Genomic DNA, 26,295 nt, shown 5'->3' on the forward strand with positions numbered 1-26,295 from the left:
ACCTTCTAAACGAAAAAAATCTTTAAATAAAAAAGAAAAAGGTATTAACCACAAACACAAAAATAAAATAAACAGTAAATTCTTGCTTCTTCTATTGTTCATAAGTTCAGTATAATAGAGCCTCCCATTCTTTCAGCCATCTTTCTAGATTGTTTGAAATTTCTTGGGCTGGTATAGTCAGAATTTTTTCGGGAACCACTGCATATTGGTAAACCTCAGGAAGTTCAACATCAATTACTGGGAACATCCATTGTTTTAAAGGTATTTCTTTTTGAAAATCTTCTGTCAACATAAATTCTATGAATTTCTGAGCTAAATCTAAATTATCAGTACCTTTAACGATACCGGCACCTTCTATCTGAACATAAGCACCTTCTTTGGGGATAAAAACCTTGTACTTACTAGATCCATAGTAATATTGTGAGTATGCACTATCAGTTGCATAGCTGACCATCATGGGTGCCTCACCAATTTCAAATTTTGCAAAGGAATCATCCCAGCTAGGACTTACTGTTAATATTGCAGGCATAAGTCTTTCCCAAAAGTCTTTCCACTCATTTTCATACACGGCTATTGTCCATAGTAAAAAAGCTTGACCAGTGCTTGATGCTCTTGGATCTTGTATTATCAACGAATTTTTATATTTAGTTAAATCTTCAAAAGATTCTAATTCATCTTGTATCTTTTCTGGATCGTAAATAATGGCTATAGCTCCATAGTCGTAAGGAATTACATTATATTGGGAATCAAATAACAACGCTTTGTCTCTAACATTTTCAATATTTTTTGGTTTGTAAGGGATCAATAAATCCTCTTCAACAGCTTTTGCAGCAAGTGATTGATCAAGCCCAATGACTACATCCGCTCGAGGATTTTTCTTTTCCAAAACTAGTCGTGTGAGAACGTTACCTGCATCACCCAATTTTACCACTTTTACATCGCAGTCGTTCATCTTTTCAAACTTTTGAATCGTTCCTTCTTCAATCCAACTGAGACTTTCGTAAACATAGACAGTCAATTCCTCAGAAAAAGCAAAAGATAACAAAACAACTATAACACCCAACATCGCTAAAAACTTCTTCACCTTAACTCACCTCTTTTAAATATTTATTTAGTTAACTTCTCCTCGTACCTTTATACCCCTACTTAATTTTTCGTCTGTTAAGTTATATATTTCATCAAAGAACGCTTCTTTAAAAGAAGCAGGGCCTTTCACCTCTGAACGTGACGCAGCTAATTCACCAGCTAGTCCAAATGCAACCATTGCTGAAACGGTAGCCTGTAAATAATCAATTTCCACAGCACAAAAATTAGCAATAACAGACGTTAACATGCAACCTGTACCCGAGATAGTCCCTAACATAGAATGACCATTATCAACTTTATACACTGTATTACCATCACTAACAATATCTGTAGCACCTGAAGCTGCAACTATACAATGATACTCTTTTGCAAAGTTTTTATATGACTCTATATTTTCATCGTTACTTTCCGCTTCTACACCTCTGATTTTTCCACCAGAACCCGTTAGAATACCAATCTCTGCTTTGTTCCCTTTTATAACGGATATTTGTACTTCATCTAATATTTTTTTAGAAGCATCTGTTCTTATTTTTGTTGCTCCTGCACCAACAGGATCAAAGATGACTGGAATATTAAGTGAATTGGCTTTCTTCCCAGCTTTTATCATGGCCTTTACTTGTTCTAAAGTTAACGTACCGATATTAAGTACAAGCGCTTGGGAATTAGATACCATCTCTTCGACTTCCTCTATTGCATGGGCCATCACTGGAAGCCCTCCTACCGCTAAAGTTACATTGGCACAGTCATTTATTGTTACCATATTTGTAATATGATGTATCAGAGGTTTTTTCACTTTTACTGTATCTAAAATGTTATTTACCATCTTTTTGGCTCCTTTCGTTAACTATTTCAACTTTTTCAATTACCTTGCGTATACGTTTAGCATTTTCTTTAACATCACCCGAAAAAAGTGCCGATATAACAGCAACGCCATCCACATTTGTTTCTCTCATGAGATCATATAAATTTTCAGCAGTTATTCCGCCAATCGCTACTACAGGAATGTTGACAGACTCCTTTATTTTTTTAACTTCAGCGATGCTAATTGTTTTCGCTTCTGGTTTAGTAGGAGATGGGAACACCGGACCTACTCCCAAATAATCAGCTCCATCCTTTTGTGCCTGGATAGCTTGTTCAACATTTTCAACCGATACTCCTAATATTTTTTCTTTTCCTATGATCTTTCGAGCTATTTTTGTAGGAAGATCCTCTTGCCCAACGTGTACACCGTCAGCTTCTACAGCTAAAGCAATGTCCACTCTATCATTTACTATCAACGGAATACCATAATGATCCGTTACTTCTTTAACCTTCAATGCTTGATAGTAAAAATCCCTTGAATTTAACTCTTTTTCTCTGAGTTGAAGTACAGTTATGCCCCCTTTTATTGCTTTTTCTATTGCGTCAATCAAATTCTGATCCTTTAGATATGATCTGTCAGTTATTCCATAGAACTTCACATTCATATTTTTCATCTCTCTAAAGCCTCCAAATCTTTTGATAAGCAGAACAATAAGGTTAAAAATGATTCACTGCATCTTAGACGGCATGGCGTCCAGTCTGACTCTGTCTAAAGCAAAAAATTACTCCTTCAATCATATCTTAATCTGTTTTTCACTTAAAACTTTATGGCCTACTGTAGAATATAAGTTCCAGGCTTTTACCAGATTAGCGGTCGCCGATTTTGGATCATCAGCTTCAGATATAGCGGTGACCACGAAAAAACCATGAACCCCGGTTTGAGCTAATTATGGACCGGCATCAAAATAATCAGTCTGAGATGCATCCGCTGCTTTGATATATTTGAATAACTCATGTGTTCTTGGTGATAAGCCAATAATAGAATCTTCTCCTAAGTATTCCCGACAAACTTCTATCAGGGCCCACAACTAAGTATTCCGATATATCAAATGTTTTTCTGATGCTCATTATTTTTACCGTCCAAAATATCGTTGATTTTATTGACTTTTACATTCATCATATTTTTAAACCCAGGACGTATGTCAGCTTTTAGAACAACTTCGGTACGGATACCCTCGTTAGCAAGTACAAATGTTGCATCTTTAACGACTTTCATTACTTCATCCCACTCACCTTCTATCTCTGTAAACATAGAAGTTGTGTGATAAGGTAAACCCGAATCACGAATTACTTTTATAACTTCAGCTACTTTAGGTGCAAGCTCATCACCTATACCAATAGGTGCTATGGCAACAGCAATTAATGTATTCATAGATTAAACCTCCTCAATTTCAAATGGATTGTTAGCAATGTCACCCGCGTTCGCTTTATACAGTTCATCAAGAAACTGAATTTGAAAACTACCGGGACCGTCCACCTTTTTTTCAGCACGAGTTCCCGCTAAATTATAAACTGCACTAGCAGTAAGCGCCGCAATAAATGGTGAAGTGGCCGTTGCATAGACCGCAACGACTCCACCCAACGAACAGCCCGCCCCAGTAATTTTCCCCATAAAATGTGACCCTCCATGAGAAAAGGCTATGACGGAACCATCGGTTATTAAATCCGTTTTGCCTGATACGGCCACTGCTCCTCCTGTACACTTTGCCAGCGCAACAGCCGCATTCTTAGCAGAAGTTACGGAATCCGTTGAGTCAACACCGCGAACAGTGGATAGAGCTGTACCACCTTCTAATTCCCATAAGCCTGCCAATGCTAGAATTTCCGAAGCGTTCCCTCTAATTACAGTAGGTTTATACTTTTTTAATTCCAGCAAAAGCTGAGTTCTAAGGGAACCGATACCCACTGCTACCGGATCAAGTACCCATGGCTTTCGTGCTTCATGCAAAGCTTTTGATACACGAGGTAAAGTTTGCTCATAAAGTGGTATAAATGTCCCAAAGTTTATATAAGTAGCTTCACTGGCTTTTGCCAAAAATTCACCTTCATCAGGTAAATAAACCATAGCAGCGGAACCACCGACGGCAAGTTGAGCATTAGCCACAAAATTAATTGTTACAGTGTTGGTAATTGATCCCACTATAGGATTTTCCCGTCTTACTATTTCAACCGCCTGAATTATTTGGTTTTGAATATCCTTTTTATTAATCATTTTATCTTTTCCCTATCTCAATAAATGTTTTGTTTTTCTTTATACAGCTTTGACTTTCATAGAATTTCAAGATTATCATAATGTATCTTAAAGCAGTAGTTCGTATAAATTTTTCAGTAGTTATTCCATAGAACTTCACATTCATATTTTTCATCTCTCTAAAGCCTCCAAATCTTTTGATAATAGGCGTCTTCAAGAAATTCGTATTCGAACTTAAGAGAATTTTTATATGCTTGGGTTATTTCTTCTTCTTTTTCTGAATTTAGATATAATTCAAAAATATAAATTAGATCTCCAACTAACTTCTTGTATTTTGCTTCATCATAAGTCGATGCCCATTTTAAATATATATCATTTTCATTATTGCTAAGCTTGTCTTTGTGATACTGGTATATTTCTAAGTAACTATAATAACAAGGCAAAAGGGCTGCCATACCAACTACAAAAGATTTTTGTGCACTTTGAGAAATAAGATAGTTACTATAAGCAATATTCGCTCTAGTAAGATCTATACTTTTTAATGTTGAGGGATCTATATTCAAGGATTCAAGCAAATTTAAATAATTTTTAAATTCTATTTCTGACTCGTTATATAAAATATTTATTAACATCCTTCTTGCGGTCAGATCTTCCGCTTTTGCTAACAAAATCCCCATATTTTTCATTGATTGCTCTAAGTAATAAAAATCTTGTTTTAAAAAGAATATGAATTTATCAAAAGATAATTCTCCAGAATAGAGTTCTACCATAAAAGGATGATTAATTAATTTTTCTAATTCTTTTTTTGTGTGATCTTTAATATTAGAAAAATTCATTTCATTTAACTCCTTTAAATACTACATAGCTACCTTTTTTATAACCTGGAATAGATTCTTCAATCTCTTCATCACAGTATTTCGGGTTATTAATTAATGTTTGTACAGATTGGATATCCCTATTCACAAATTCCACCTCCAGAAATGATTTGTTGGTCCTACCCCATGACCTATAGATAGCGAATTTCTAATTGCACCCGTGATGTATTCTTTAGCTCTTTTAATAGAATCAAAAAGATCGTATCCTAAAGCTAAGTTAGCAGCAATTGCGGAAGAGAAAGTGCAGCCTGTGCCATGAGTATTTTTGGTTGGTATCCTTTCGGAAGAAACTTCAAAAAAATCCTTTCCATTATAATATACATCGATGGCGTCTTCTATCAAATGTCCTCCCTTCACTACCACACTTTGAGCTCCAAGCTCCACAATTTTCTTTGCAGCGTTTCTCATATCGTGTACAGAACCAACTTTTATCCCCGTTAGTACTTCGGCTTCCATCAAGTTTGGAGTTACTACCAAGCTCAACGGAATGAGTTCACTTTTTAAAGCATTGATAGCGTCCTCTTTTAACAAATGAACTCCACTTTTGGAAACCATTACTGGGTCCAAAACAATATTTTTAGGCTTGTACTCTCTTAATCCATTTGCTATAGTTTTGATTATCTTTTCATTGGAAACCATTCCTATTTTCACTGCATCGGGAAATAGATCTTCAAAAACAGCCTTCATTTGCAACAATACCATTTTAGGAGTTAAATCTTCTATGCCCAAAACACCCATCGTGTTTTGAGCGGTTACAGAAGTAATAACACTCATTCCAAAAACGCCATGGGCAGAAAAAGTTTTAATATCTGCTTGTATACCAGCACCTCCACCTGAATCAGAACCGGCTATCGTTAATCCTAGTTTTATAATATTCACCTCCTGTTATGCAAAATAAAAATCCTGTTCTTCACCAGCAAAGTGAGAACAGGATTAAATTGAATACATATTTTTAGCCTCCCTTCGCTGGTATTATCCAGATCAGGTAGTCAGGGTCGATGTCTGTTATGCATCCTCTCAGCCTTTCAGCTCCCCTGGCTATTTATTATTCACTTTTGATTTCATTATACCACATTTTTTTCAAATATGATAAAATATTTTAGTAATTATTTTTGAAAAACAATTTTATTATTTAGGGAAAGGAGTAATAAAAATGAAAATTTCAGAATTAGAAAACATAATCAAAAACGAAACAAAAAGAGTTGAAAATGAATTCACTTTTGAGGAAAGACAGGCAAACTTAAAACCCCAAGAAGTAGCAAAATATATTGATCATACATTGCTTAAAGCCTTCTCAACACCTTCAGATGTAGAAACACTATGTAAAGAAGCCAAAGATAACTATTTCTATGCGGTTTGCGTTAATCCAACTTACGTAAGTTTATCAAAAGAAGTCCTTACAGATAGTAATGTGAAAGTAGCAACAGTAATTGGATTCCCATTGGGAGCCAATACTATAGAAACAAAAGCCTATGAATCTGAAAATTCGATTAAAAACGGCGCAGATGAATTAGATATGGTTTTGAATATAGGAAGGCTTAAGGCACAAGAGTATGATTATATTTATGATGAAATACATGCTATTTCTTCATTGACTAAAGATGCTAAAAAATTGTTAAAAGTTATAATTGAAACATGTTATCTTTCGAAGGAAGAAAAGATAGCCGCCGTTGTAATTTCAAAATTAGCTGGTGCGGATTTTGTTAAAACCTCTACCGGCTTTGGAAGCGGTGGTGCCGAATTGGAGGACGTGGCATTGATGAAGTTCCTCGCAGGAAAGGAAATGAGAGTAAAAGCATCTGGAGGCATCAGAGACTTGGAAACAGCTTTAAAAATGATTGGCTGTGGAGCAGATAGAATAGGAACGAGTTCAGGACTAAAGATAATTCAAGGAAGGATATAAATAAAGGAGCGCTTTCGCGCTCCTTGGTGTATTTTGGGTTTAGATTATGGTATACACTTATAAGGGTCTTACATTAGAAGCTTGAGGACCTTTGTCGCCTTCAACTACTTCAAATTCAACTTCCTCATCTTCTTCTAGCTTTCTGTAGCCATCCATTTGAACAGCTGAGAAGTGAACAAATACATCGTTCCCATCTTCCCCAGTGATGAAGCCATAACCTTTCTTTGAATCAAACCACTTTACTTTACCTTTCACTTTGTTACCTCCAAATTTCTACCGTGCCACCCATTGCAGCATACGGAATGTGTTCCAAAATTATTATAATACAAAATAGATAGGAATGCAAGTTAATTTTTTATAAACAGAAGATGAAGTATAAGTAAATCTAATGCAAAGATAATTAGCTACAAGTTTTTAAAAAAATATACAAGAAAAGACTTGACAAGTTAAAAAATAATTGTTAAATTTATTCTAGAATAAAGTTCTGCTTATTTTTAATTATAATGATTTTAGGGCGATAGCTTCTTAATTATTGCTCGAATGACTGAAAAACCAAGGAGGAAATTGAATGATCGACGTAGGAGACTTAAGAAAAGGAGATTTCATCGTTTATCAAAACGAAGTTTATCGTGTAGTTGAAGCCAATAAACATTTTATGGGAAGAGGTAGTGGTTTAATTAGAACCCGTTTAAAAAATGTCATGACAGGATTGATAAAAGAGGTTAGTTTTTCTAGCGGAGAAAAGGTTCAGGAAGCTGATATAAGTTTTAGGAAAGCCCAGTTTTTATATAATGATGGTGATCATTATTACTTTATGCTACTCGATACATATGAACAATATTCTTTGCCTGCTCAAGAATTAGAAGAGGAAAAATATTATTTAACCGAAAATTTGGAAGTTGATCTAATCTTCTTTAACGGGAATCCTATTTCCATTCAACTTCCCACCGTTGTTATTCTAACCGTTACAGACACAGAGCCTAACTTTAAAGGAAACACCGTGTCAGGTGGAGGCAAACCAGCAACGTTAGAAACTGGATTGAAAACCACAGTTCCTTTCTTTGTGGAAAGAGGTCAAAAAATAAAAGTAGACACCCGCACAGGAGAATACATAGAGAGAGCATAGAAAGACCATAGATTAAAGGCTCGATATATTTTTATCGAGCCTTATTATTTTTCTTGGGGTTGGTATTCATGTTTACCTTCGGATGTATAAGATTCTTCAATTTCTTTTCCTTCATCGTTAATTTGAATTTGCTTTTTCTGTAGAGTATTCAGAATTTTGATCTCCCTGATTACAAAAAATAATGTCAACAGGGCTGATAAAACATCAGAAACAGGAAACGTGTACCAGATGCCCATTAATCCAAAAAAGTGCGACATAATAAAGACCATCGGAATAAATATCAATATTTGTCTTGACATTGATAACAACAACGCCGGACCAGCTCTACCAATAGCTTGAAATAAAGCAGATCCTACAACTTGAAAACCTACGATCCATATAAACATCGCGTCTATCCTTAAAGCGGGAATCCCTTCGGTAATCAAAGATGGATCCGTTGAAAATATAGAAAGTAGAAAACCTGGAAACAATTGAACTAATGTAAACGAAACTGTAGACCATGTAATAGCAGCGATTGCTGCTTTTTTCAAAACTTCTTTTACTCTGTCATATCTTTTAGCTCCGTAGTTATAACCGGCTATTGGTAAAAAACCTTGTGCGATACCGAACATAGGCATAAAAAAGAACATAAAAAGTCTATTTATTACCCCGAAAATTGCTATATGCAGAGAACTCCCGTACGTTCCTAGCAAATTATTTAAAACTATTGCTAGTAAACTCCCAGCAACTTGCCTAACAAAAGCAGAAGCTCCAACCGCTAGTGTTTCAGACATAATGTGCCAATCTAATATGAAATTCTTCCTGTGAAATTTCAAAGAACTTTTCCCACTGAAAAAGTAGTATCCTATATAAACAACCCCAACAAACTGAGAAAGAACAGTAGCTACTGCTGCACCTTTTACTTCCATATTTAAGCCAAATATAAAAATAGGATCAAGAATAATGTTCAATATCCCTGGAATTATCATAGATATCATTGCATATTTTGCGTTACCTTCTGCTCTCATAACGTTGTGACTTGCCATTGCAATTGAAAAGAATATCGCTCCATAAAGGATTACACTCATGTAATCCTCTGAGTATGAAAGGATATCAGGAGTAGCACCAAAAAGATTTAAAATTGGATCTAAAAAGATTGTCCCCAATATAGAAAGACCTATGCTTAAAACAAATATAGTAGTAAAAATGTTCCCTAAAGCCTTCTCTGCGCGTTCTGAATCCTTTGCTCCTAAACTTCGGGATATTAATGTCCCCCCACCTATTCCTATCATTCCAGCAGTAGCCATAATGATCATTTGAATGGGAAACGCAACAGATACTCCAGCTATTCCAAGTGTACCAACACCTCTTGCAATGTATATAGTATCGACAAAATTATATAATGCTTGCACCAACATGGCAGCTATAGCTGGTAATGATAATTCCATTAATAACTTCCCTATCTTCTTGTTTTCAAGCTTTTTAGTATTTTCTTCCAATTACGACACCCCCTGATGATCTTTGACTTTGTATGTTAGTATATTATCGAGCATTTTATTCAATATATCCTGAACCATTTCTTTTTCTTCAAGTGAAAGATTATCTGTTATAATTTTCTCCCAATAGTTATTCAACTTTTCCATTTCGTTATAGATATTGTAAGCTTTATGAGTCAAGAATATCCTATTGATCCTATGATCGTTATCATCGATTTTTTTGGTAAGATAACCATTTTTTATAAGTTTCTTGATCGCTCTGGCAGTGGTAGCTTTGTCAAAATTTAGATTTTCCTTTAATTCTTCTTGACTTATTCCATCTCCATTTTTAAGTAAGTACATAAGAAAGTGAAATTGACCCCTTCCAATGTCATACTTTTCAAGTTCTTTTTTCATCATAGAATTCATCGTTCTGAATAAACAGGATATCTTGCTAATAACTGATGTATCTTGTTCAGAGTTAAACAACTTTTGATTTTCGCCTCCTTTTAAAATCTTATTTATAGTGTCTTTAGAAACTTTAAAACATGTTTTAGCGCCCGTACATCATTTGCTTCGCAAATGAGAATTTGGAAATTATTTCAAAGGCATTATGAAAAAACATGGTTTGCATACTGCAGCAAACACTCCCCGTCCATAAGGTAAGGGAAGGAAAGTTGCCTAAAATAATTATAAAAAAAAATTGTTGCATATACAACCATTTTCCCGTTAAGATTTGGTTGCATGTGCAACTAATATTTTCTGGTGTTTTATATTTTACTGCCAAGCTTTTTTCCCTTTCCATCTGCCCTTTTTATAAAAATAAAAAAGAATAAGAGATTCTGCAATATCGCCAAACATATAAGAAAGCCATACCCATGTTAAGGACTGATTAAAAATATTAATAGCTACGATTAAAATGCATAATTGTATACCCCACCTTGAAATAATGCTGGATAAAAGAAACGGAAAGTTGTATCCCGACCCAGAAAAAGCACTCGCAAGACCAAATCCATATCCTAGTACCACTAAACCCACTGATCCATACTTTAAAAATTCTGTTCCATATTTAATTACAATAGGATCGTTTGTGAAGAGAGAGATCACATTTTCACCAAATCCAAAAGCCATTAGAATGAAAAATAACATTACAGCTGAACCCAGTATTCCCGTTAGATTTGCAGCTTTTTCCGATCTTCTTATATCTCCTGCTCCGATTGTTTGACCAACAACAGAAGATGCCCCCATAGTGAGGCCAAATAAAGGAACAAAGGCAAAGCCAAATATCCTGCCAGCAATCCCATTTGCTGCGATAGCCTCATTACCAAAAAGTGAGACAAAACCTAATATAACCACATTGGATAGATTCCTAAAAAATATTTCTATACCATTGGGTAGCCCTATAGTTATTAATTTGATATCAATATCTTTATTTAGTCTAAATAAACCTTTTATACGAGGTTTTACTTCGTGTGTTCTGGTAAAAAGTATTAAAAAACCGATAAGAAAAGCTATGGTCTGGGAAACGACGGTTGCTATTGCGGCACCAAAAACTCCAAAACCCAAGCCCGGTAAGTTGATAAAAGGCACTGTTTCAAAGATAAAAATCGGATCAAGAAAAAGGTTTAGTATGCTAACCGTTATCATGATAATCATAGGAGTTTTAGCATCGCCCAAACATCTAAAAACGGTGTTTATCGAGTAAGAAGAGAACATTATCGGTAAAAAGAATAATCTTAAATAACCATAAGCTAAACCGTAGTCTACAACAGTTTCATCTACAAAAAGAGACATTAATGGTTCTAAAAATATTGCCATGAAAGTTGCAGCTATTAATGCAACCAAAAATTTGAAACTTATCGTTTGTTCAATTGATCTCGCAGTTTGATGATAATCTTTTTTACCGTAAGCTTGAGACACCAATGAGATTGAACTTACACCAATAATCTCATTTAATGAATCTACCATCCAAAATATTGTTGAAAAAACTGTTACCCCTGCTATCGCCTCACTGGAAATCATACCAATCCAAAAGATATCCACTAAATCGTAAACCATTTGGGCTGCCATACCAACCATTGTGGGCAAGGCCATCAACAAAATATTCTTTATTATACTACCCTTTGTTAGATCTTTTTCCATATATTCCTCCCATAAACATTAAAATAATTTTATTAATAGCGCCTTTCGCCCCGCTTCCTACCCAAAAAAATTAAAAGAGTCTTTGCTCTTAAAAATACTTTTTAAGAGCCTTTGAATATTTTACCATTTATGTTTAAATAACTCAACCTTGTAAATTGTCAGTTTGATTTTCCAAGAATATGATATACTATATTAGATATTTCATTTTGATGATGGTTAAATCCAGGAAACCTAAAAAATTCCTTTATATTTTAATAATAGGTACTTTAATCAATTTTTAGAGTTTCTAAATATGGTAATTTCATAATTTCGGGAGGAATAAAATGGAAAATAATCCTTCAATTCAAATGGAAAAGTTAATTAGAGAAATTTGTTCAAAAGTTAAAAGTGAAGGAAGGAAAGTCTTAAAAGAATTCAACATTTCTCCAGCTCAGTTTGATGTTTTGCAAACCGTTTATTTCAAAGGTCCTAAAATGCTCAGTGATATCAGTAAAAGATTGGGAGTAACTAAAAGCACAACAACAGGACTCATTAGAAGATTGGAGATTGCAGGATATTTGGTTAGAGAAAAATCCAAGAAGGATAAAAGGGTATACGTTGTCCAAATAACTCAAGAAGGAACTAATATAATAGAAAACGTGATAAAAAACAGGGTAAAATTAATGGAAAAAGTATATGAAAAATTGGGAGAAAAAGAAAGAAGCATAGAAATATTAAATGAGATCAATAAGATTTTGAATGAAAAACGGGGTGAGATTTAACAGTGTATAGAAAGTTGATATTGCTTCTTTTATTAATCTTTACCACATTACTTTTTTCTTATACAATAAATATAACAGCATTAACTGGTAGTGAGATTTATTTTGATTCTCAATTTATGGGAACTGTTACCGAAACACCTTTTACAATCGAAGTACCTGATGATAAGTCCGGTTATCTAGAAATAAAAAAACTGGGATACAGCGATTTTATTGCCTATATAGAGCTTTTAGGAAACGAATCCCAAATTACAGCCGAACAAGTACCTTTAACTAAACTTATTTTTGATATCAACGTTGATTCTGTCAACATAAAATACACCTTTTTAAACCAAAATTACGATATACCTTTACCCCCATCTTATGAAGTTGATATTCCCTACACCGTAGAAAAAATAATTATAGAAAAAGATGGATTTTTTGCTAAAGAGATAAACCTTGAACTGAAACCATTTGATAAGAAAAATTTAAGTATCGCTTTAATTCCAATTGATGAAATACTGCTCGAATCAAATCCTCCTCAAGCAAACGTTTTCGTAGATGGAAAGTTAGTTGGAAAAACACCTATTACCGTAAAAAGAAGTAATTTCGATATAATTTCGTTGGAAAAAGAAGGTTATTTAGTCAACACATTAAAAGATTTGCCTCAAGATGATAGAATATTAGTTGAATTAGAAAATGGAATAGAACTTTTTGTTGATAGCGAACCAAAAGATGTGGGCGTATTTTTGGATAATGAATATGTAGGAAGTACTCCAATGAAAGGTTTATTCCCTACTGGAACATATAATTTAACATTATCTAAATTAGGATATGTATCCACAAATTTGATGATTGAATTGACACAAAACGGTTTGAATAAATATTATGTTGAACTGAATCCACTTTTAAATACAATAAGTTTTCTGAATTCTGAAAATTATGAATTCAATATCGATGGAAAATACGTAGGAAAAGGAATTGATTCGATTATTTTGGATGATTCACCACATTTTGTTAGGATTATATCGGGAAAGAAAAGTTTAGAATTTCCGATTTATAGAGATTTTTATGACAAAATGGAAAGTATAGATTTAAATAAACTGAGTACAGTAAATGTTTATTCTCTACACAATACGCCCGTGAGCTTTCTAGGAAAAACCCAAAAGACTCCTGCATTTTTTCTTTACAATATGTTAAACAATCCTCAGTTTGTAAACGTAAGGACATTAAATAGAACGTATAGCATCCTTTTGGAACCTTCTGAAAGTGTGGATATTTATACCGGAAGTGATTTTGGTAACCTGTTTATTACCACAAACGTTAAAGATCCTCTTATTTACATTGATGGCCAATATTTGAATTATAAGGATTGCTTTGGTTACCCGTTAAAATCAGGAGATTATACGATAGAGGTCAGAAAGTTCAATGAAATCAAACAACAAAAAGTGACTATAAGCCCTGGTGAAAAGAGTTTCGTACATTTTGAATTTGACTCTCATGTACCTGTGAAGGTAGATTTTACCGGGGAGAAGTATACTATCAATGGTGAAGAATTTACTCACACAGAGAAAGTGCTTTATTTACCTTCAGGACCAAATTTGTTTTCAAATGGAGAAATGTCTGTAGTAATTTTCGTAAACGAACCTATGTACGTTGATCTAGACAAACTTTTTGGAGGGTTATAAATATGGCGAAAAAAATAGTTTTATTTTTGTTTTTTACTTTTATTTCATTGAGTTTGTTATCCCAAACCAACATAGTAGATTTACAACCATCCTCACCGATATATCCTCAAGTGGTGAGAATGGTTGAATCAGGAATCATGTATCTAGACAATCAAGGCCGTTTCAGAGGTTCTCAGCAAGTTTTAAGATATGATTTGGCAGAGTTTGGTTCAAATATGCTCGATTATGTAGATGGACTTTATGGTCAAGAACTCGAAGAAATAAGTAACAGATTGCTCAACCTCGAAAATTTAAATGCTGAAAAAAGATTGTACAATTTAGAAAGTACCGTTTTTGCCCACGATGACCGACTATCTTATCTGGACTCCTCTATCCAAAATTTAGGGAAAAATGTTTCAGATATTTTAGCGGTAATTGATCCTAGTCAACCAATTAACGAAGACAACGTTATCTTCCAAGAAATTTCTCAAGGAGCGATCGATATTGCAAAAAAAACGGCACAAGATGAAGTACAAATGATTGCTGACTCTTCAATGGCATCCTTGACAATTTTTCAAGAACGCCTCAATCATTTCGAACAAGAGGTAATGAACTTAAACGCTAAATACGATCAAACTATTGAAAGTTTGGAATCTGTATTGATAGATTCAACTCAATCGAATAAAGAAGAATTAAAAAATTATATAGACATGAGATTAAATCTCGAAATAGATGGGTTGAAAACCTCTTTGACAAACATCGCTAAAAACGAAGTTTATCTTTATAACGACACATTGTCAGCTACATTGAATAATCTTGAGCAAAGGATTGTAAGGATAGAAAGTGAGATACTTCCATATAAAAATAGTTATAATGAACTGAATAAAAAGATTAATGAAAACGAGGCTAAGTTGAATTTCATCTTATCAAACGTTTCAACAAGTATTTCAACAGAAACATTAAACGATGAATTGTTGTTGGGAATAAGAGCCGATATCGAAGGAATGAAAGTAAAAACTAATAATCTCTCGAACGATCTATCTGTATTATATGATCAAGTGGCTTCAAACCAATCTTACATAGAAACTTTCGATGCAAGGCATGCCTACTACAACTCTAAAATATTAGATTTGCAAAATAAATATAACACTCTTTCTGAACAAATAATAATTCAGAACAAAAAATTGGACAATATAATTTTTGAATTATCAAAACTCACACCAACGTCATCAGAGATGGTTGATTCCCAATATACTCTGGATATAAAAAATTTGCAAGAAAGAGTTTCGAGCTTAGAAAGAACGATTGGTACTTATTATGATCAAATTGGTGAACTGACTGTATATGCTACGATGTTCGAAGAATTTAAAAATAATTTGGACGAACTTTATTTGGCATTAGAAAAAAATAACGGTGATATTCAAAATTTAAAAGAGAAAACAGAAGTGTTAGATGCTCAAATATCCTCTTTAGCAACCTTGACTAATTTAAATAAAGATACATTATCACAAATAGGGGATATAACAAAAATTGCTGAAACAGTTGATTATTTGAATGATAACTACCAAAATCTGAATAGAACTAATGCGCAGTTACAAAATGATATAATACAGGTACAGAATAGATTATCCAATATTGAAAATACTTTGAACAATTTTCAAATAACTTCCTCTGAGATAGAAGAGCTTAAAAATTCTTATAATTCTTTACTTGAAAAATACTATGAAATTAAAAGTGAGACTGAATATTTGAACGATCCTATGATGTTAAAAAACGATCTAAAGGCAGAATTATCTCAACAGTTAGCAACGGAGTTAGTTTCCCTTGAAAAAGAATTAAACAATATCGAAGATAAACTTTCAAGTGTTGAATCAAGGCTTTCTAATATCGAAAAAACCGTTTTTCTTCACGATGAAAGTATTGCCACGCTCTCACAAAAAACAGATGAGAATGTAGAAAAAATTAATAATTTAGAAAGTTCTATACAACAGATAGAAAAACCTAATAAAACTTATGTTTCATCGATAATTGCGGGACTTGTTGGAGTATTGGTTGGTGCAGGAATTGTTTTATTATTCCAATAATTACAGGAGGAAAGAATGGTTTACGGAATAGCTTTAGGAAGTGGCGGTGCAAGAGGGGCTGCTCACGTTGCCTTAATAGATGAACTGAAAGAAAGATCGATAAAAGTCGAAGTAGTAACAGGGTCCAGTGTAGGTGCTTTAGTTGGGGCCCTCTATGCTTTAAATCCTGATGTAGAGCTATTTAAAATATTCAAAGACTTGACACTTAAAAAGAAAAAAATGATAGATTCGCAGTTTAGAACTCTAAACAACAGAATTACTAATTTCCCTAAAATGGTTGCAGGCAAGAGCTTTTTAAAAAATGATTTCGTTTACGATATTTACAAACAGTTGTATGGACGTAAACGCTTCTCTGATTGTAAGATAAAACTGGGAATCGTTTCATATGATTTAGAAAGCGGAGAAGAAGTTGAGATCACAGAAGGGTACATAATCGATGCTGTTATGGCTTCTTCAAGTGTTCCTGGAGTTTTTCCGCCTTTAAGGTTAGGGGGCATGAGCCTTTTGGATGGAGGTGTTTTAACTCCTGTTCCAGTAAAATTAGCTAAAAAGCTAGGAGCAGATTATATAATAGCAAGTAATTTAAATGGCGAGGTTAAGAACGATTTTAAATTTAACGACGGATTGGATTATATTATTTCCATAGAAGATTTTAAAAATGATTTGATGGTTAACTATGAAATAAATAAAGCAGAAGAAGTTTACACATTCCCGATAGAGTATTCATGGGAGGGTTTTTCTTATTTTAATGAAATATACCAAAATGCTAAAAACTTTTTAAAATCTATGCAAAATAAAGTGAGGGAGTAACGTTGAACTTAGTAATGGGAGGATTTTTTGAAGGTTTTTATTGGGAATCTGGCGTCTTAGAGTCTATAGCAAAAAAAGAAAAAGTCTTAAACCTATATACCTCTAGTTTAGGTAGTTTAAGAGGTTTATTTTATTCTATGTACGGGGTGAACTTTTTCGGCCGTTTAAAAGATTTCATATACGAAAAAAACAACCCTTTACGTGAAGTAATTACCAATACGGAATTATACAACAGTAGATACGCTCAAACAACGGCATTGATAAGATTGGGAAGAGGAAAAATGTCCCTTTACAATCCAGATTCTTTAAAAAAGTTTTTGGAAGATTATTTTGGTGATCAAACGCTTTCTTCACTTGAAGCAAATGTAAGTTTCGAAGTCTTCGAGCTAAAAAAAAGAGAAGTAATTATACTGGAGAACGAAACAAGAATTGTTGATATGTTAATGATGGAATTAGCTTTTCCACCTTATTATAGTTACTATGAATTTCAAGGTGGATTTTTTATTCCAACCTCATATATATCGTTTATTCCTCAAAAATTTCCTAAAGATGCAGTAATAATATCTTTTGATCCTGCTTTAACTTATCCATATCCAAAAAATACCGTCGAAATTCTTTTAAAAACTTCTTACTCTAGAACATTAAAAAATTATCGTTTATTGACTGAAGGTTTTAATACTATTGAGCCACAAAAACAATTGAAAGATTATTTTAATATGTCGGCTTTTTTTGATGGTCAAAATCAAGCTAATAATTTTTTGGAGGCCAAAAAATGAAGCGTTTTACTGTATTTTTTTTAACGCTTATATTAACAAATTTGATCATTTATTCTGCGCAAATAAATGTAAGAGCAGATGAAGTAAAAGGGGAAGAAAGTAGGTATATACTGAAAAATAATGTCCTTATACAGAAAGAAGATCTTTCTATTTCAACGGATTTTGCCACCATCACACTCGTTGACGACGAGTGGCGAGATGTAAACACCGACAAGGTTTATATAACAGGTGACACGTTTGAAGCCACATCCACTTCTATGAGCTTTGACCTTCAGACTGAAAAAGGAACACTTTCAGGGAATGTTTTAGCTAAGATTTTTTTGGAAGAATCAGAGATTGAAATAGATTCTAACGAACTACTTATAGATAACAATAACAAAAGATACGAAGGAAGCTCTGAAAATCCGGTTTTTATTAAAAAAGAAGATTATATAATAAACGCAAAATCCTTTGTTTTTGTTGAAAACGAAAACTTGCTCACGCTTTCTGAAAATGTCCATATCATAAATTCTGTAAAAAAAATTGATATGACATCAACATATGCCACTTTCAATACGCAAAACAACGATATAGAGGCTCAGGCGGTTAATTTAATTTTGGAAGTAGCAGAAGAGGAGGAATGATCATGAAGAAGATTTTTGTTGTTTTTTTCTTACTTTCTCTCTTTGTTCCGGTTTATTCTCAAACGTATTACGACGTAGGTTTTTCTTTGCTGAATTATCCTGATGGTTTCAAATTTGCTTTAAAGAGTGGATTGGAGTCAGATTCCTTCAACCTTGATTTTGATCTTAGCCCAAACTTTGGAGAAACGTTCTCTTTGATCACGGTTACGGATGTTTCTGCTAAACTTTTAGATATAAACCCGAACACTTTTTTAGATGTTGGTTTATTATGGGTGTATGGTGAAGATTTTCCAGGGACTCTTGCATATGGAGGCTTTAATTTGAATTTTAATAACATTTTAGGAAAATTGTACGTGGGATACCCATTCAACAATACTGAGGATCCCTTGAACTATTTCGCTATAAAATTCGGTTACGTAGTTCCAAAACCTGCTGAGTTCATCGATGATTTAAAGTTGGAGTTAAGGGTGGTAAACGGTAGGATTGACTTTTCAATCTTTTTAGTAGAACCTTTGTAAAATGAATAAAAATCAAGGGTTTCTAATGATAGAGAGTATATTTGAAATTTTTATCGTTTCTTTATCAATGCTGATCGTAATAGGTACTTTTTTCGGTACAATCAACATTTTAAAAAGTTCGTTAGATGAAATGGTTAATCTAAATCTTATTTCCAACGCCGTTATGGAAGTGATAGTTGTTGCAAAAAATGAGATTACTAATGTGACCTCCTACGATTCTTCAACCGTCTTAGGAAATTCATCTGATGGCAACATAGTTGGTTTTTCATACAATAAATTCACACAAAAGATTAACCGTTACAAAGATTCAGGGTGGGATAAAGGGTCCACATTGATTTCAGGAAATATAACAACTTTTTCATACGATGGAAAATTTTTAAATGTAACATGGGATGATGAGTATGAGTTAAAGCTTTTCATCCCTTTTTAGAGTTTCTAGAGAAAGATCCTTAAATGGGTGGGGAGAAGGGGAAAAAGAAAAAGCTTTTTTATCCTTATGGGTGGGGAGCGGGGCGAAGGGGCGCTAACACATGTTTTAAAGTTTCTAAAAACCCCAAAAGATAAAACTTAGGAGGAAATCAGTAATCAATGGCTAATGAAATAATCGAAACCTACAAAATTTTAGAAGAAAGAATAAAGTCAGAGAATATTCAAATTTACTTTGATATGTTGGATTCTCCTTATCCTTCTTTTAAATCCAAAGCTATTCAAGAATTAACAAAGCAAAAAATTGATGCCCCAAGGATTAAAGAGTATTTAAAAGATCCCGATAAAAATGTCAGATTTTCTGCATATAGGTACTTAGATAAAATGGGTCTTTTGGATGAGAATACTATAAAAGAGTCTTTGAAAGACATTTCAGCAAACATTAGAAAAGAAGCAATTATCAGCTACATTCAAATGGATATAAAACCTATAGAATTTATTTTGGAGTTTACCGAAGATCCCGATCCAATGGTTAGATATCAACTGATATCCACCTTTTTGGAATTCTACCCCGAAGATTCAGAAAAGATTATTAGTAAAATGAAAAACGATCCCTATATTAAAATAAAACAGCTGATTTCTGCTTTGCAGAACATCTCTGAAACCTTAAAATCCGAACAAGTAGATAAAAGCGTTAAGGTTATGGCGCTAAGAAGATTTTATGAAAGAGAAGATGCCTATACCTTTTTTAACTCTTTAAAAGAAACTTATTTTGATTGCAACAATGAAACAAAAGGTATAATAATAAAATTCTTTTCTGGTTTACCGTGTGAAGTTATAAATAAATTCATCGAAAAAATCTTGCAGGAAGAAAAAGATATTCACATTCTTCAGCTTGCTGCAAATACCTCAAAGAAAGTTTGTGGAATTGATTCTATTCCTACCTGGTTGATCGACCAATTGGTGAACAGTGAAGAGGCAAAAATCGTTAAGTTTGGATTGAAATTAGCTACTGAAAAGGAAGATATGAGTTATGTAGATTTTTGTAGAGACTTATTATCTGCCGTAGACGATGACTTAGTCATCGGTGCAAGTGACTATCTCATTTATTTTCAAGACTATATGCTTAAAGATTACGTTCCTAACTTTCTAAATTCATTATCCTCCAAACGAATAAGGGAAGGGTTGAAAATAATAAGAAAATTAAAATTAGATAATTTTATAGAAGATATATCATTAATCGCTCTCAACAAAATGTATCCTATTTCCCTAAGAAAAGCCGCCGTTAATCTACTGAAATTTTTTAAAGCAAAAGATTATTGGGAAATCCCAAATCAAATACTTAAAGACCCTTATGAAAACGGTAATTTAAAACTTGCTGCGTTAAATGCACTTCTACGTCTAAATGCGGAGATGGTAGTAAATTTTTAAAAAGATAATGACCGCAGTTTTTGAACCTCACTGCCTGGTTTGTGAAAAAGCGGTAGACTTTGGAGAACTTATTTGCGACAATTGCAGAGGGAATCTTCACTCACCTTCTCTTTCAGAAGGTGATTTTAAAGTTTATCATTATGGAAAATACGAGTATCCTTTGTCCAACTTAATAAAAGAGTTCAAATACCATTCACATCCAAAAATTGCCCAAATTTTTGGAAATATGCTAGCAAAGTTTTTTATAGATTTAAAATTTCCAGAACTAAATTATACTGTGTCATATGTACCTTCAAATTTCTCAAGTATTCATGAAAAAGGTTTTGTACCCGCTCACTTAATTGCTCACCATTTTTCTGACATCTTAGGCTTCCCTATAATAAATCTCTTTTCCTCAAAAACTCATAAAAGACAAGCTCAATTGGATTATCGAAAGAGAAATGAAAACGTTAAAAACAAGATAAAATTGATTCACGTCCCCCCGAAGAATATTATTATTATAGATGATGTGTACACTACAGGGGCTTCGATGAACGAGGTGGGTAATTTGCTCATTAATAAATGTGATGTTTTAATTGGCATTACTGTAGCAAAAGCTTATAGGTATTCTTTTAATAGTTCTTTATAGTTTTTTATATCACATATCGCTCCCACATATTTTAACTTTTCTGCTGAAAAGGCATTCCCCAACCTGGCGGCTTTTATAACATCTAAACCTATAATCGTTCCTATGTACAAACCTGACCAAAATGCATCCCCTGCTCCCGTTGTGTCTATTACCTCTTTTGCATAGGACTCAAAATGTGTATTTTTTTTACCGTCAGAAAATATAAATCCCTTTTCACCTAATGTAAGAATTACGTTTTTTACTCCTAGCTCATGGAAATGATTTATGTATTCTTCTTCATTTTTATTTTCCTTGAAAATATGTATACAATCATCTAGAGAGGGTTTGATAAAATCCACGTAAGGCATAATCAATTTTAGAACATCTTCTATTTCTAAAGATGTTTTCCACAATATCTCTCTATAATTGGGATCAAATCCTATCAAAACATTATTTTTTTTGGCAACTTTTAACAATTTGAGTGTATTTTTTAGGTTATTATCAGAAGATAACGACCAAGAAGAAAAGTGAAAGATATTTGCTTTTTTTACAATATCAAGATATGAATCAGTAATATCTAAATTTAAAGAGGCAGATCTCAATGGATAAAATTCGGGAGAAGATTTAGACTTCAAAACATAAACAATGTCTGTAGAAAATCGTTCATCTTGTAAAATAGCCTGTACATCCACATTATAATTATTTAATTGTTCAAGGATAAAATCTCCAAAAGGATCCTTACCTATCCTCGAAATCATAGCAGATTTGAAACCTTGTTTAGAGATGTTAACAGCTATGTTACTTGGTGAACCTCCTAAAAATTTGTCAAAGGAAGTTGCATTTTTCAATCCTCTTACATAATCTTTAGAGATGAAGTCTATCAACACCTCACCAAAAGAGACAAAATTAACCACTCTATTCCCACCTCTTTTTTGATCTTTTTTTAGAGCCCTTTCCCCTCACTCCCCATTATATCTCTGAAAAATTCTTTTATTTCGTAAGAGGCTATTTTTTATCATCAGTTTTCAGGTAATGCAAAAGAATAGTATCTTCATTTAATTTTTTAAAATCATTTAGCTTGAAATTATATTTATCATTCACGTATTTGAAAATCGATAGATCACCTTCAATAATCACCGGTTCGATAGTTAGAAAGATTTCATCAATTAAATTTTTTTCTAAAAACAAGGAGTTTATTGTAGAACCCCCTATTAATGCAACTTCAGTGTGTCCTTCCTTCTCTAGTTCATCCAATAATATCTCTGGAGGTTTGTCTGTAAAGTAAAGATATTTGTCATATTTCAACTCAACGTCTTTATATTTTTCAGGATTTCCTGTCAACACAATATTAATTCTTTTTTTTAAAGGAGAACCTATCTCTTCAAATGTTTTTCTACCCATAAGTACTATGCCAATATCTCTGGTTATATTATAGAAATGTTCTTTATCTTCTACCGAGGACCAACTTCTTTGTGAATCATCTGACATTCGAATTTTTCCATTCATACTTTGAACCATTATTAACTTTACTCTCATATAATTAATCCTCCCTAAACTTCTATTCTTTTATAATTAATAATCTTAGGAATAGTAAAACTCCTTTAACGTTTTAAGCTAAGTAGATTAGTTCGAAATGTTAAATTATTTTTGTTTTTTCAATAAGATTTATAACAGAATTTATCATTTTCAAAGAAAACTAAGATTTTTGGCTCTAATCGCTTTTAATCGGATTTAATCAGTTCTAATAGCTTCTAATCCTAAATAATTCCCTTTTGAGATGAAAGTTACATGTGATAAAATATAAAATGATCAATTTGTTTATTTAATTTATTATATCATATCAGGAGGTGGCAGTAGTATGAAAAAAGTAGTTGTTTTATTTGCTATATTGACAATGGTTTTGAGCGCTTTTTCTATTACCATAACGATAGCGGCTGGTGCAGTAGGAAAGGAATTGGAAGTTCTCTATGAACAGGTGGAGATCTTTAGTAAAGAGAATCCAGACATAACTGTAAATGTGCTTCCAATGCCCAACAGTTCTACGGATAGGCACGATCTTTACGTTACTTACTTAGCTTCAGGTACACCGGATCCAGATGTATTAATGCTTGACGTTATCTGGCCAGCAGAATTCGCTCCATTCTTAGTAGATTTGACGGATGACTATGATTATTTTGGACTTGATGGATTTTTCCCTGGAACTGTTGCTTCGAATATCGTAGATGGAAGTTTGGTATCCGTACCATGGTTTACTGATGCTGGTATTCTTTATTACCGAAAAGATTTGTTGGAAAAATATGGTTATGATGTTCCAGAAACCTGGGATGAACTGTACACAGCTGCAAAAGATATCTCCGAGAAAGAAGGAATTGAAGGTTTCGTATGGCAAGGAGCCAGGTATGAAGGTTTAACCTGTGACGTTATGGAATTCGTTCACAGTTTCGGTGGAGAGATAATGAAAGAGGGAGAAGTTGTCGTTGATGATCCTGAATATTACGATAACAATGTTGCAGCAATAACTTTCATGGACAAATTGATAGAAGATGGCGTAAGTCCAGCGGGAGTAACTACCTACATGGAGGAAGAAGGTAGAAGAGTTTTCCAAAACGGCGATGCCGTGTTTATGAGAAACTGGCCATACGCATGGCCTTTAGTTAACGCTCCTGAGTCACCTGTTGCTGGAAAAGTTGGTATAACGGTTCTTCCAAAAGGACCCGAACCAGATGGAAGAAATTCTGCTACGTTGGGTGGATGGAACCTTGGTATAAATGCAAACTCTTCGCCAGCTGAGATAGAAGCTTCTAAAAAATTGGTCAAATTCTTGGTTAGTAAAGAACAACAAGTTTACAAAGCCGTTCATGCTGGTCAAACACCAACTTTGATCGAGGCATACAATGATCCAAGAACTATTGAAGCGAATGATTTCTATGCTGATCTTCTAGATGTTTTCTTGAATGCTGAACCAAGACCAATTTCTCCAATATATGCTGAAATTTCTTACGAGATACAAGTTGCTGTTCACGAAGTTCTAACACAGCAAGCTGAACCCGAAAAAGCCTTAAACAACTTAGCAGAAAATCTCAAAGCTATAGTTGAATAAAAACAAAGAATTTGATATAATTTTTCATAGGTGGGCGGTAAACGGAGTTCCTCCGTCTACCGCCTTTCTGTATAATATAGTAGATTATAATTAGGGGGTGCGTCAATGAAAGTGAAAGGTACGTATAAAAGATCCGATATCTGGCTTGCATTTTGGCTCATTATTCCAACTTTAATTGCTATCGGTATTACCGCCTTTTATCCTTTAGGACAAACTCTTTATGATAGTTTCTTCAAATGGTCTCTTAGACCAGGATTTGAAAGAGAGTTTGTAGGATTTCAAAATTATATCAATTTGTTTCAAGATCCGAGATTTTTGAGTTCTTTATGGAACACTATATATTTTACTTTTTTTTCTGTACTTATAGAATTCCTTTTGGGATTAGTAACAGCGTTAATATTGAATGCAGACTTTAAATTGAGAGGTTTGGTAAGAGCAGCAGTTTTAATTCCATGGGCAATACCTACAGCGGTCTCTTCCCAAATGTGGAAATGGATGTATAATGACCAATATGGTGTAATAAGTTTAATGCTATATAATCTAGGAATACTCGAGGAAGGTACCCCCATTCTAGGAACTCCAGGTATGGCTATGACTGCGATTATAGGCGTTGATGTCTGGAAAACTACTCCATTTGTTGCTCTCTTACTCCTTGCAGGACTTCAAACCATACCCAATGAGTTATACGAAGCAGCTAGAATTGATGGCGCCAGTATATGGAAGCAATTTACTTCTATCACTTTGCCTGTATTAAGGCCTACGATTGGTGTAACGTTAATATTCAGAACTTTGGACGCTTTGAGGGTTTTCGATATCGTTTACATCATGACACAGGGTGCAGTGGGAACTGAAACTTTGGCAGTTTACAATAGGTCACTTTTAATGGATAATATATTCTCTCCAAGAGGTTTGTTTGGCTACGGCTCTGCATTATCGGTCGTAATATTTTTAATAATTGGAATATTTACAATAATTTATATGCGCTCGTTGAACATTAAATTAGATTGAGGAGGGCAAAAACATGAGATGGGGAATGCGAGCAAAAAGAAATACTCAACGTACAATTTTATATATTCTGGTTATATTGATGGTTATCTTTTACATTTTCCCTTTCTATTGGGCAATCAAAAGTTCTTTTACTGCCGATCAATACCTTTTTACAAAAAACATTACGCTTTGGCCACAAGGTTTCACCTTTGAAAACTATATAAAAGTTTTCACAGAGAGACCTTTCGGATTAAATATATTAAACTCTATAATAGTGGCCGGAGCCACGACTATTTTCTCCATAATCGTTGGTTCTTTTGCAGCTTACGCAATAGCTCGCTTAAAGATTCCTGGGAAAGGACCTTTGATGTTACTAATACTTGCAGTAAGTATGTTCCCTCAAGTTTCTATATTGGGTGGTCTTTTTCAGTTGCTCAGAAATTTAGGATTGATAAACACTTATCCTGGCTTGATAATACCATATATCGCTCTGAATTTACCTTTAACAACTTGGATATTACAAAATTTCTTCAGAGAGCTTCCTAAAGAGATAGAAGAATCTGCGTATATAGACGGATGTTCTAAATTTGAAACTTTGTGGAGAATTGTTTTGCCTCTTTCTGCCCCAGGGTTGGTCACGACTGGTTTGTTAGCTTTTATTCAAGCTTGGAATGAATTCTTATTTGCTTTAACTTTCATGCAAACCCCGGAAAAATACACAGTTCCAGTTGCGATTGCTATGTTTACGGGTAAAACCTTCTACGAAGTTCCGTGGGGGCAACTGATGGCTGCGTCAGTAATAGTTACAATGCCATTGGTTATTTTGGTTTTAGTGTTCCAAAATAGGATAGTTCAAGGTTTAACAGCCGGAAGCGTAAAAGGATGATGTAG

Annotated in this window: 31 protein-coding genes and 1 riboswitch; of the genes, 15 read left to right on the plus strand and 16 right to left on the minus strand. The window is 33.7% G+C overall.

What is annotated here, in order from left to right; translation table 11 throughout:
• Positions 1-106 precede the first annotated feature (106 nt).
• The 10 genes from ACW9JY_RS00390 to thiD all read right to left on the minus strand — a co-directional run bounded on the left by ACW9JY_RS00390 (position 107) and on the right by thiD (position 5,883).
• The gene (locus ACW9JY_RS00390; protein ID WP_457282961.1) at positions 107-1,084 is read right to left on the minus strand and encodes a thiamine ABC transporter substrate-binding protein; all 978 of its coding nucleotides are present in this window, start codon (positions 1,082-1,084) and stop codon (positions 107-109) included.
• Between the two features lie 27 nt (positions 1,085-1,111).
• The gene (gene thiM, locus ACW9JY_RS00395; protein WP_103899306.1) at positions 1,112-1,909 is read right to left on the minus strand and encodes a hydroxyethylthiazole kinase; all 798 of its coding nucleotides are present in this window, start codon (positions 1,907-1,909) and stop codon (positions 1,112-1,114) included.
• The gene (gene thiE / locus ACW9JY_RS00400; RefSeq protein WP_211292727.1) at positions 1,899-2,561 is read right to left on the minus strand and encodes a thiamine phosphate synthase; all 663 of its coding nucleotides are present in this window, start codon (positions 2,559-2,561) and stop codon (positions 1,899-1,901) included. The genes thiM (ACW9JY_RS00395) and thiE overlap by 11 nt, the downstream gene beginning before the upstream one ends.
• A gap of 273 nt (positions 2,562-2,834) precedes the next feature.
• Positions 2,835-2,975 carry a hypothetical protein gene (locus ACW9JY_RS00405; protein WP_211292728.1) on the minus strand — a complete coding sequence of 47 codons (141 nt, stop codon included), beginning with the start codon at positions 2,973-2,975 and terminating at the stop codon, positions 2,835-2,837.
• 17 nt (positions 2,976-2,992) lie between these two features.
• Entirely contained in the window at positions 2,993-3,319 is a 327-nt protein-coding gene (locus ACW9JY_RS00410; protein WP_103899307.1) for a thiamine-binding protein, read from the minus strand.
• A gap of 3 nt (positions 3,320-3,322) precedes the next feature.
• Positions 3,323-4,159, minus strand: a complete 837-nt coding sequence (thiM, locus tag ACW9JY_RS00415; RefSeq protein ID WP_457282962.1) for a hydroxyethylthiazole kinase — start codon at positions 4,157-4,159, stop codon at positions 3,323-3,325.
• A gap of 1 nt (position 4,160) precedes the next feature.
• Positions 4,161-4,313 (minus strand): hypothetical protein, encoded by a 153-nt coding sequence (locus ACW9JY_RS00420; RefSeq protein ID WP_457282963.1) that lies wholly within the window; start codon positions 4,311-4,313, stop codon positions 4,161-4,163.
• Positions 4,314-4,317: 4 nt separating this feature from the next.
• Positions 4,318-4,974 (minus strand): thiaminase II/PqqC family protein, encoded by a 657-nt coding sequence (locus tag ACW9JY_RS00425; protein WP_457282964.1) that lies wholly within the window; start codon positions 4,972-4,974, stop codon positions 4,318-4,320.
• Between the two features lies 1 nt (position 4,975).
• Positions 4,976-5,101, minus strand: a complete 126-nt coding sequence (locus ACW9JY_RS00430) for a hypothetical protein (RefSeq protein ID WP_457282965.1) — start codon at positions 5,099-5,101, stop codon at positions 4,976-4,978.
• Positions 5,098-5,883, minus strand: coding sequence for a bifunctional hydroxymethylpyrimidine kinase/phosphomethylpyrimidine kinase (gene thiD / locus ACW9JY_RS00435; protein WP_457283043.1), 786 nt, complete (start codon positions 5,881-5,883; stop codon positions 5,098-5,100). The genes ACW9JY_RS00430 and thiD overlap by 4 nt, the downstream gene beginning before the upstream one ends.
• 71 nt (positions 5,884-5,954) lie before the next feature.
• Positions 5,955-6,059: riboswitch (TPP riboswitch) on the minus strand.
• 107 nt (positions 6,060-6,166) lie between these two features.
• Between thiD and deoC the strand changes: the two genes are divergently transcribed.
• Positions 6,167-6,916: a deoxyribose-phosphate aldolase gene (gene deoC, locus ACW9JY_RS00440; protein ID WP_457282966.1), complete on the plus strand. Its 750-nt coding sequence runs from the start codon at positions 6,167-6,169 to the stop codon at positions 6,914-6,916.
• Positions 6,917-6,973: 57 nt separating this feature from the next.
• Here deoC and ACW9JY_RS00445 read toward each other — a convergent pair whose 3' ends face one another.
• Positions 6,974-7,171 (minus strand): cold shock domain-containing protein, encoded by a 198-nt coding sequence (locus tag ACW9JY_RS00445; protein ID WP_103067547.1) that lies wholly within the window; start codon positions 7,169-7,171, stop codon positions 6,974-6,976.
• A gap of 313 nt (positions 7,172-7,484) precedes the next feature.
• Between ACW9JY_RS00445 and efp the strand changes: the two genes are divergently transcribed.
• The gene (gene efp / locus ACW9JY_RS00450; protein ID WP_103078761.1) at positions 7,485-8,042 is read left to right on the plus strand and encodes an elongation factor P; all 558 of its coding nucleotides are present in this window, start codon (positions 7,485-7,487) and stop codon (positions 8,040-8,042) included.
• Positions 8,043-8,086: 44 nt separating this feature from the next.
• Here the strand turns inward: efp and ACW9JY_RS00455 are convergent, their stop codons facing one another.
• The 3 genes from ACW9JY_RS00455 to ACW9JY_RS00465 all read right to left on the minus strand — a co-directional run bounded on the left by ACW9JY_RS00455 (position 8,087) and on the right by ACW9JY_RS00465 (position 11,638).
• A complete protein-coding gene (locus ACW9JY_RS00455) occupies positions 8,087-9,520 on the minus strand; it encodes an MATE family efflux transporter (protein WP_103078760.1) in 1,434 nt (477 codons plus the stop codon).
• Positions 9,521-9,985 carry a MarR family winged helix-turn-helix transcriptional regulator gene (locus tag ACW9JY_RS00460; RefSeq protein WP_457282967.1) on the minus strand — a complete coding sequence of 155 codons (465 nt, stop codon included), beginning with the start codon at positions 9,983-9,985 and terminating at the stop codon, positions 9,521-9,523.
• Positions 9,986-10,273: 288 nt separating this feature from the next.
• Positions 10,274-11,638: an MATE family efflux transporter gene (locus ACW9JY_RS00465; RefSeq protein WP_457282968.1), complete on the minus strand. Its 1,365-nt coding sequence runs from the start codon at positions 11,636-11,638 to the stop codon at positions 10,274-10,276.
• A 323-nt stretch (positions 11,639-11,961) separates the two neighbouring features.
• On the opposite strand from ACW9JY_RS00465, the gene ACW9JY_RS00470 reads away from it, so the two are divergent.
• The 10 genes from ACW9JY_RS00470 to ACW9JY_RS00515 all read left to right on the plus strand — a co-directional run bounded on the left by ACW9JY_RS00470 (position 11,962) and on the right by ACW9JY_RS00515 (position 21,338).
• Positions 11,962-12,399, plus strand: coding sequence for a MarR family winged helix-turn-helix transcriptional regulator (locus ACW9JY_RS00470; RefSeq protein WP_103078758.1), 438 nt, complete (start codon positions 11,962-11,964; stop codon positions 12,397-12,399).
• A 2-nt stretch (positions 12,400-12,401) separates the two neighbouring features.
• Positions 12,402-14,063 (plus strand): PEGA domain-containing protein, encoded by a 1,662-nt coding sequence (locus ACW9JY_RS00475; protein WP_103078757.1) that lies wholly within the window; start codon positions 12,402-12,404, stop codon positions 14,061-14,063.
• 2 nt (positions 14,064-14,065) lie between these two features.
• The gene (locus ACW9JY_RS00480; protein ID WP_457282969.1) at positions 14,066-16,126 is read left to right on the plus strand and encodes a hypothetical protein; all 2,061 of its coding nucleotides are present in this window, start codon (positions 14,066-14,068) and stop codon (positions 16,124-16,126) included.
• Between the two features lie 15 nt (positions 16,127-16,141).
• Positions 16,142-16,936, plus strand: coding sequence for a patatin-like phospholipase family protein (locus ACW9JY_RS00485; protein ID WP_457282970.1), 795 nt, complete (start codon positions 16,142-16,144; stop codon positions 16,934-16,936).
• A gap of 2 nt (positions 16,937-16,938) precedes the next feature.
• Positions 16,939-17,712 carry a patatin-like phospholipase family protein gene (locus tag ACW9JY_RS00490; protein WP_103076594.1) on the plus strand — a complete coding sequence of 258 codons (774 nt, stop codon included), beginning with the start codon at positions 16,939-16,941 and terminating at the stop codon, positions 17,710-17,712.
• Entirely contained in the window at positions 17,709-18,335 is a 627-nt protein-coding gene (gene lptC / locus ACW9JY_RS00495) for an LPS export ABC transporter periplasmic protein LptC (RefSeq protein ID WP_457282971.1), read from the plus strand. The genes ACW9JY_RS00490 and lptC overlap by 4 nt, the downstream gene beginning before the upstream one ends.
• Before the next feature lie 2 nt (positions 18,336-18,337).
• A complete protein-coding gene (locus ACW9JY_RS00500; RefSeq protein WP_457282972.1) occupies positions 18,338-18,853 on the plus strand; it encodes a hypothetical protein in 516 nt (171 codons plus the stop codon).
• A gap of 25 nt (positions 18,854-18,878) precedes the next feature.
• A complete protein-coding gene (locus ACW9JY_RS00505; RefSeq protein WP_103078751.1) occupies positions 18,879-19,283 on the plus strand; it encodes a hypothetical protein in 405 nt (134 codons plus the stop codon).
• 158 nt (positions 19,284-19,441) lie between these two features.
• Complete coding sequence (locus ACW9JY_RS00510) at positions 19,442-20,710, plus strand: HEAT repeat domain-containing protein (protein WP_103079385.1); 1,269 nt, start codon at positions 19,442-19,444, stop codon at positions 20,708-20,710.
• Between the two features lie 7 nt (positions 20,711-20,717).
• Entirely contained in the window at positions 20,718-21,338 is a 621-nt protein-coding gene (locus ACW9JY_RS00515; RefSeq protein WP_103079386.1) for a ComF family protein, read from the plus strand.
• Here ACW9JY_RS00515 and ACW9JY_RS00520 read toward each other — a convergent pair.
• Together ACW9JY_RS00520 and ACW9JY_RS00525 are read right to left on the minus strand one after the other, a co-directional pair.
• Complete coding sequence (locus ACW9JY_RS00520; protein ID WP_103079387.1) at positions 21,308-22,231, minus strand: carbohydrate kinase family protein; 924 nt, start codon at positions 22,229-22,231, stop codon at positions 21,308-21,310. The genes ACW9JY_RS00515 and ACW9JY_RS00520 overlap by 31 nt on opposite strands.
• Positions 22,232-22,322: 91 nt before the next feature.
• A complete protein-coding gene (locus ACW9JY_RS00525) occupies positions 22,323-22,853 on the minus strand; it encodes a dihydrofolate reductase family protein (protein ID WP_103079388.1) in 531 nt (176 codons plus the stop codon).
• Between the two features lie 322 nt (positions 22,854-23,175).
• Here ACW9JY_RS00525 and ACW9JY_RS00530 point away from each other — a divergent pair, with 322 nt between their 5' ends.
• The 3 genes from ACW9JY_RS00530 (at position 23,176) to ACW9JY_RS00540 (ending at position 26,290) form a co-directional block, all read left to right on the plus strand.
• Positions 23,176-24,417 (plus strand): ABC transporter substrate-binding protein, encoded by a 1,242-nt coding sequence (locus tag ACW9JY_RS00530; RefSeq protein WP_457282973.1) that lies wholly within the window; start codon positions 23,176-23,178, stop codon positions 24,415-24,417.
• Between the two features lie 105 nt (positions 24,418-24,522).
• Positions 24,523-25,425, plus strand: a complete 903-nt coding sequence (locus ACW9JY_RS00535) for a carbohydrate ABC transporter permease (protein WP_103076585.1) — start codon at positions 24,523-24,525, stop codon at positions 25,423-25,425.
• A 13-nt stretch (positions 25,426-25,438) separates the two neighbouring features.
• Entirely contained in the window at positions 25,439-26,290 is an 852-nt protein-coding gene (locus ACW9JY_RS00540) for a carbohydrate ABC transporter permease (protein WP_103076584.1), read from the plus strand.
• The last annotated feature ends 5 nt before the right edge of the window (positions 26,291-26,295 follow it).

Source organism: Petrotoga sp. DB-2, assembly GCF_054051725.1.

Excerpts from the sequence above, each read along its gene's own strand:
- efp (WP_103078761.1), top strand. The coding sequence starts at position 7,485 with ATGATCGACGTAGGAGACTTAAGAAAAGGAGATTTCATCGTTTATCAA.
- ACW9JY_RS00530 (WP_457282973.1), top strand. The coding sequence starts at position 23,176 with ATGAAAAAAGTAGTTGTTTTATTTGCTATATTGACAATGGTTTTGAGC.
- deoC (WP_457282966.1), top strand. The coding sequence starts at position 6,167 with ATGAAAATTTCAGAATTAGAAAACATAATCAAAAACGAAACAAAAAGA.
- ACW9JY_RS00425 (WP_457282964.1), bottom strand. The coding sequence starts at position 4,974 with ATGAATTTTTCTAATATTAAAGATCACACAAAAAAAGAATTAGAAAAA.
- ACW9JY_RS00485 (WP_457282970.1), top strand. The coding sequence starts at position 16,142 with ATGGTTTACGGAATAGCTTTAGGAAGTGGCGGTGCAAGAGGGGCTGCT.
- ACW9JY_RS00420 (WP_457282963.1), bottom strand. The coding sequence starts at position 4,313 with ATGAAAAATATGAATGTGAAGTTCTATGGAATAACTACTGAAAAATTT.
- lptC (WP_457282971.1), top strand. The coding sequence starts at position 17,709 with ATGAAGCGTTTTACTGTATTTTTTTTAACGCTTATATTAACAAATTTG.
- ACW9JY_RS00540 (WP_103076584.1), top strand. The coding sequence starts at position 25,439 with ATGAGATGGGGAATGCGAGCAAAAAGAAATACTCAACGTACAATTTTA.
- ACW9JY_RS00510 (WP_103079385.1), top strand. The coding sequence starts at position 19,442 with ATGGCTAATGAAATAATCGAAACCTACAAAATTTTAGAAGAAAGAATA.
- ACW9JY_RS00525 (WP_103079388.1), bottom strand. The coding sequence starts at position 22,853 with ATGAGAGTAAAGTTAATAATGGTTCAAAGTATGAATGGAAAAATTCGA.
- ACW9JY_RS00480 (WP_457282969.1), top strand. The coding sequence starts at position 14,066 with ATGGCGAAAAAAATAGTTTTATTTTTGTTTTTTACTTTTATTTCATTG.
- ACW9JY_RS00465 (WP_457282968.1), bottom strand. The coding sequence starts at position 11,638 with ATGGAAAAAGATCTAACAAAGGGTAGTATAATAAAGAATATTTTGTTG.
- ACW9JY_RS00535 (WP_103076585.1), top strand. The coding sequence starts at position 24,523 with ATGAAAGTGAAAGGTACGTATAAAAGATCCGATATCTGGCTTGCATTT.
- ACW9JY_RS00500 (WP_457282972.1), top strand. The coding sequence starts at position 18,338 with ATGAAGAAGATTTTTGTTGTTTTTTTCTTACTTTCTCTCTTTGTTCCG.
- ACW9JY_RS00470 (WP_103078758.1), top strand. The coding sequence starts at position 11,962 with ATGGAAAATAATCCTTCAATTCAAATGGAAAAGTTAATTAGAGAAATT.
- ACW9JY_RS00505 (WP_103078751.1), top strand. The coding sequence starts at position 18,879 with ATGATAGAGAGTATATTTGAAATTTTTATCGTTTCTTTATCAATGCTG.
- thiE (WP_211292727.1), bottom strand. The coding sequence starts at position 2,561 with ATGAAAAATATGAATGTGAAGTTCTATGGAATAACTGACAGATCATAT.
- ACW9JY_RS00515 (WP_103079386.1), top strand. The coding sequence starts at position 20,718 with ATGACCGCAGTTTTTGAACCTCACTGCCTGGTTTGTGAAAAAGCGGTA.
- ACW9JY_RS00410 (WP_103899307.1), bottom strand. The coding sequence starts at position 3,319 with ATGAATACATTAATTGCTGTTGCCATAGCACCTATTGGTATAGGTGAT.
- thiM (WP_103899306.1), bottom strand. The coding sequence starts at position 1,909 with ATGGTAAATAACATTTTAGATACAGTAAAAGTGAAAAAACCTCTGATA.
- thiM (WP_457282962.1), bottom strand. The coding sequence starts at position 4,159 with ATGATTAATAAAAAGGATATTCAAAACCAAATAATTCAGGCGGTTGAA.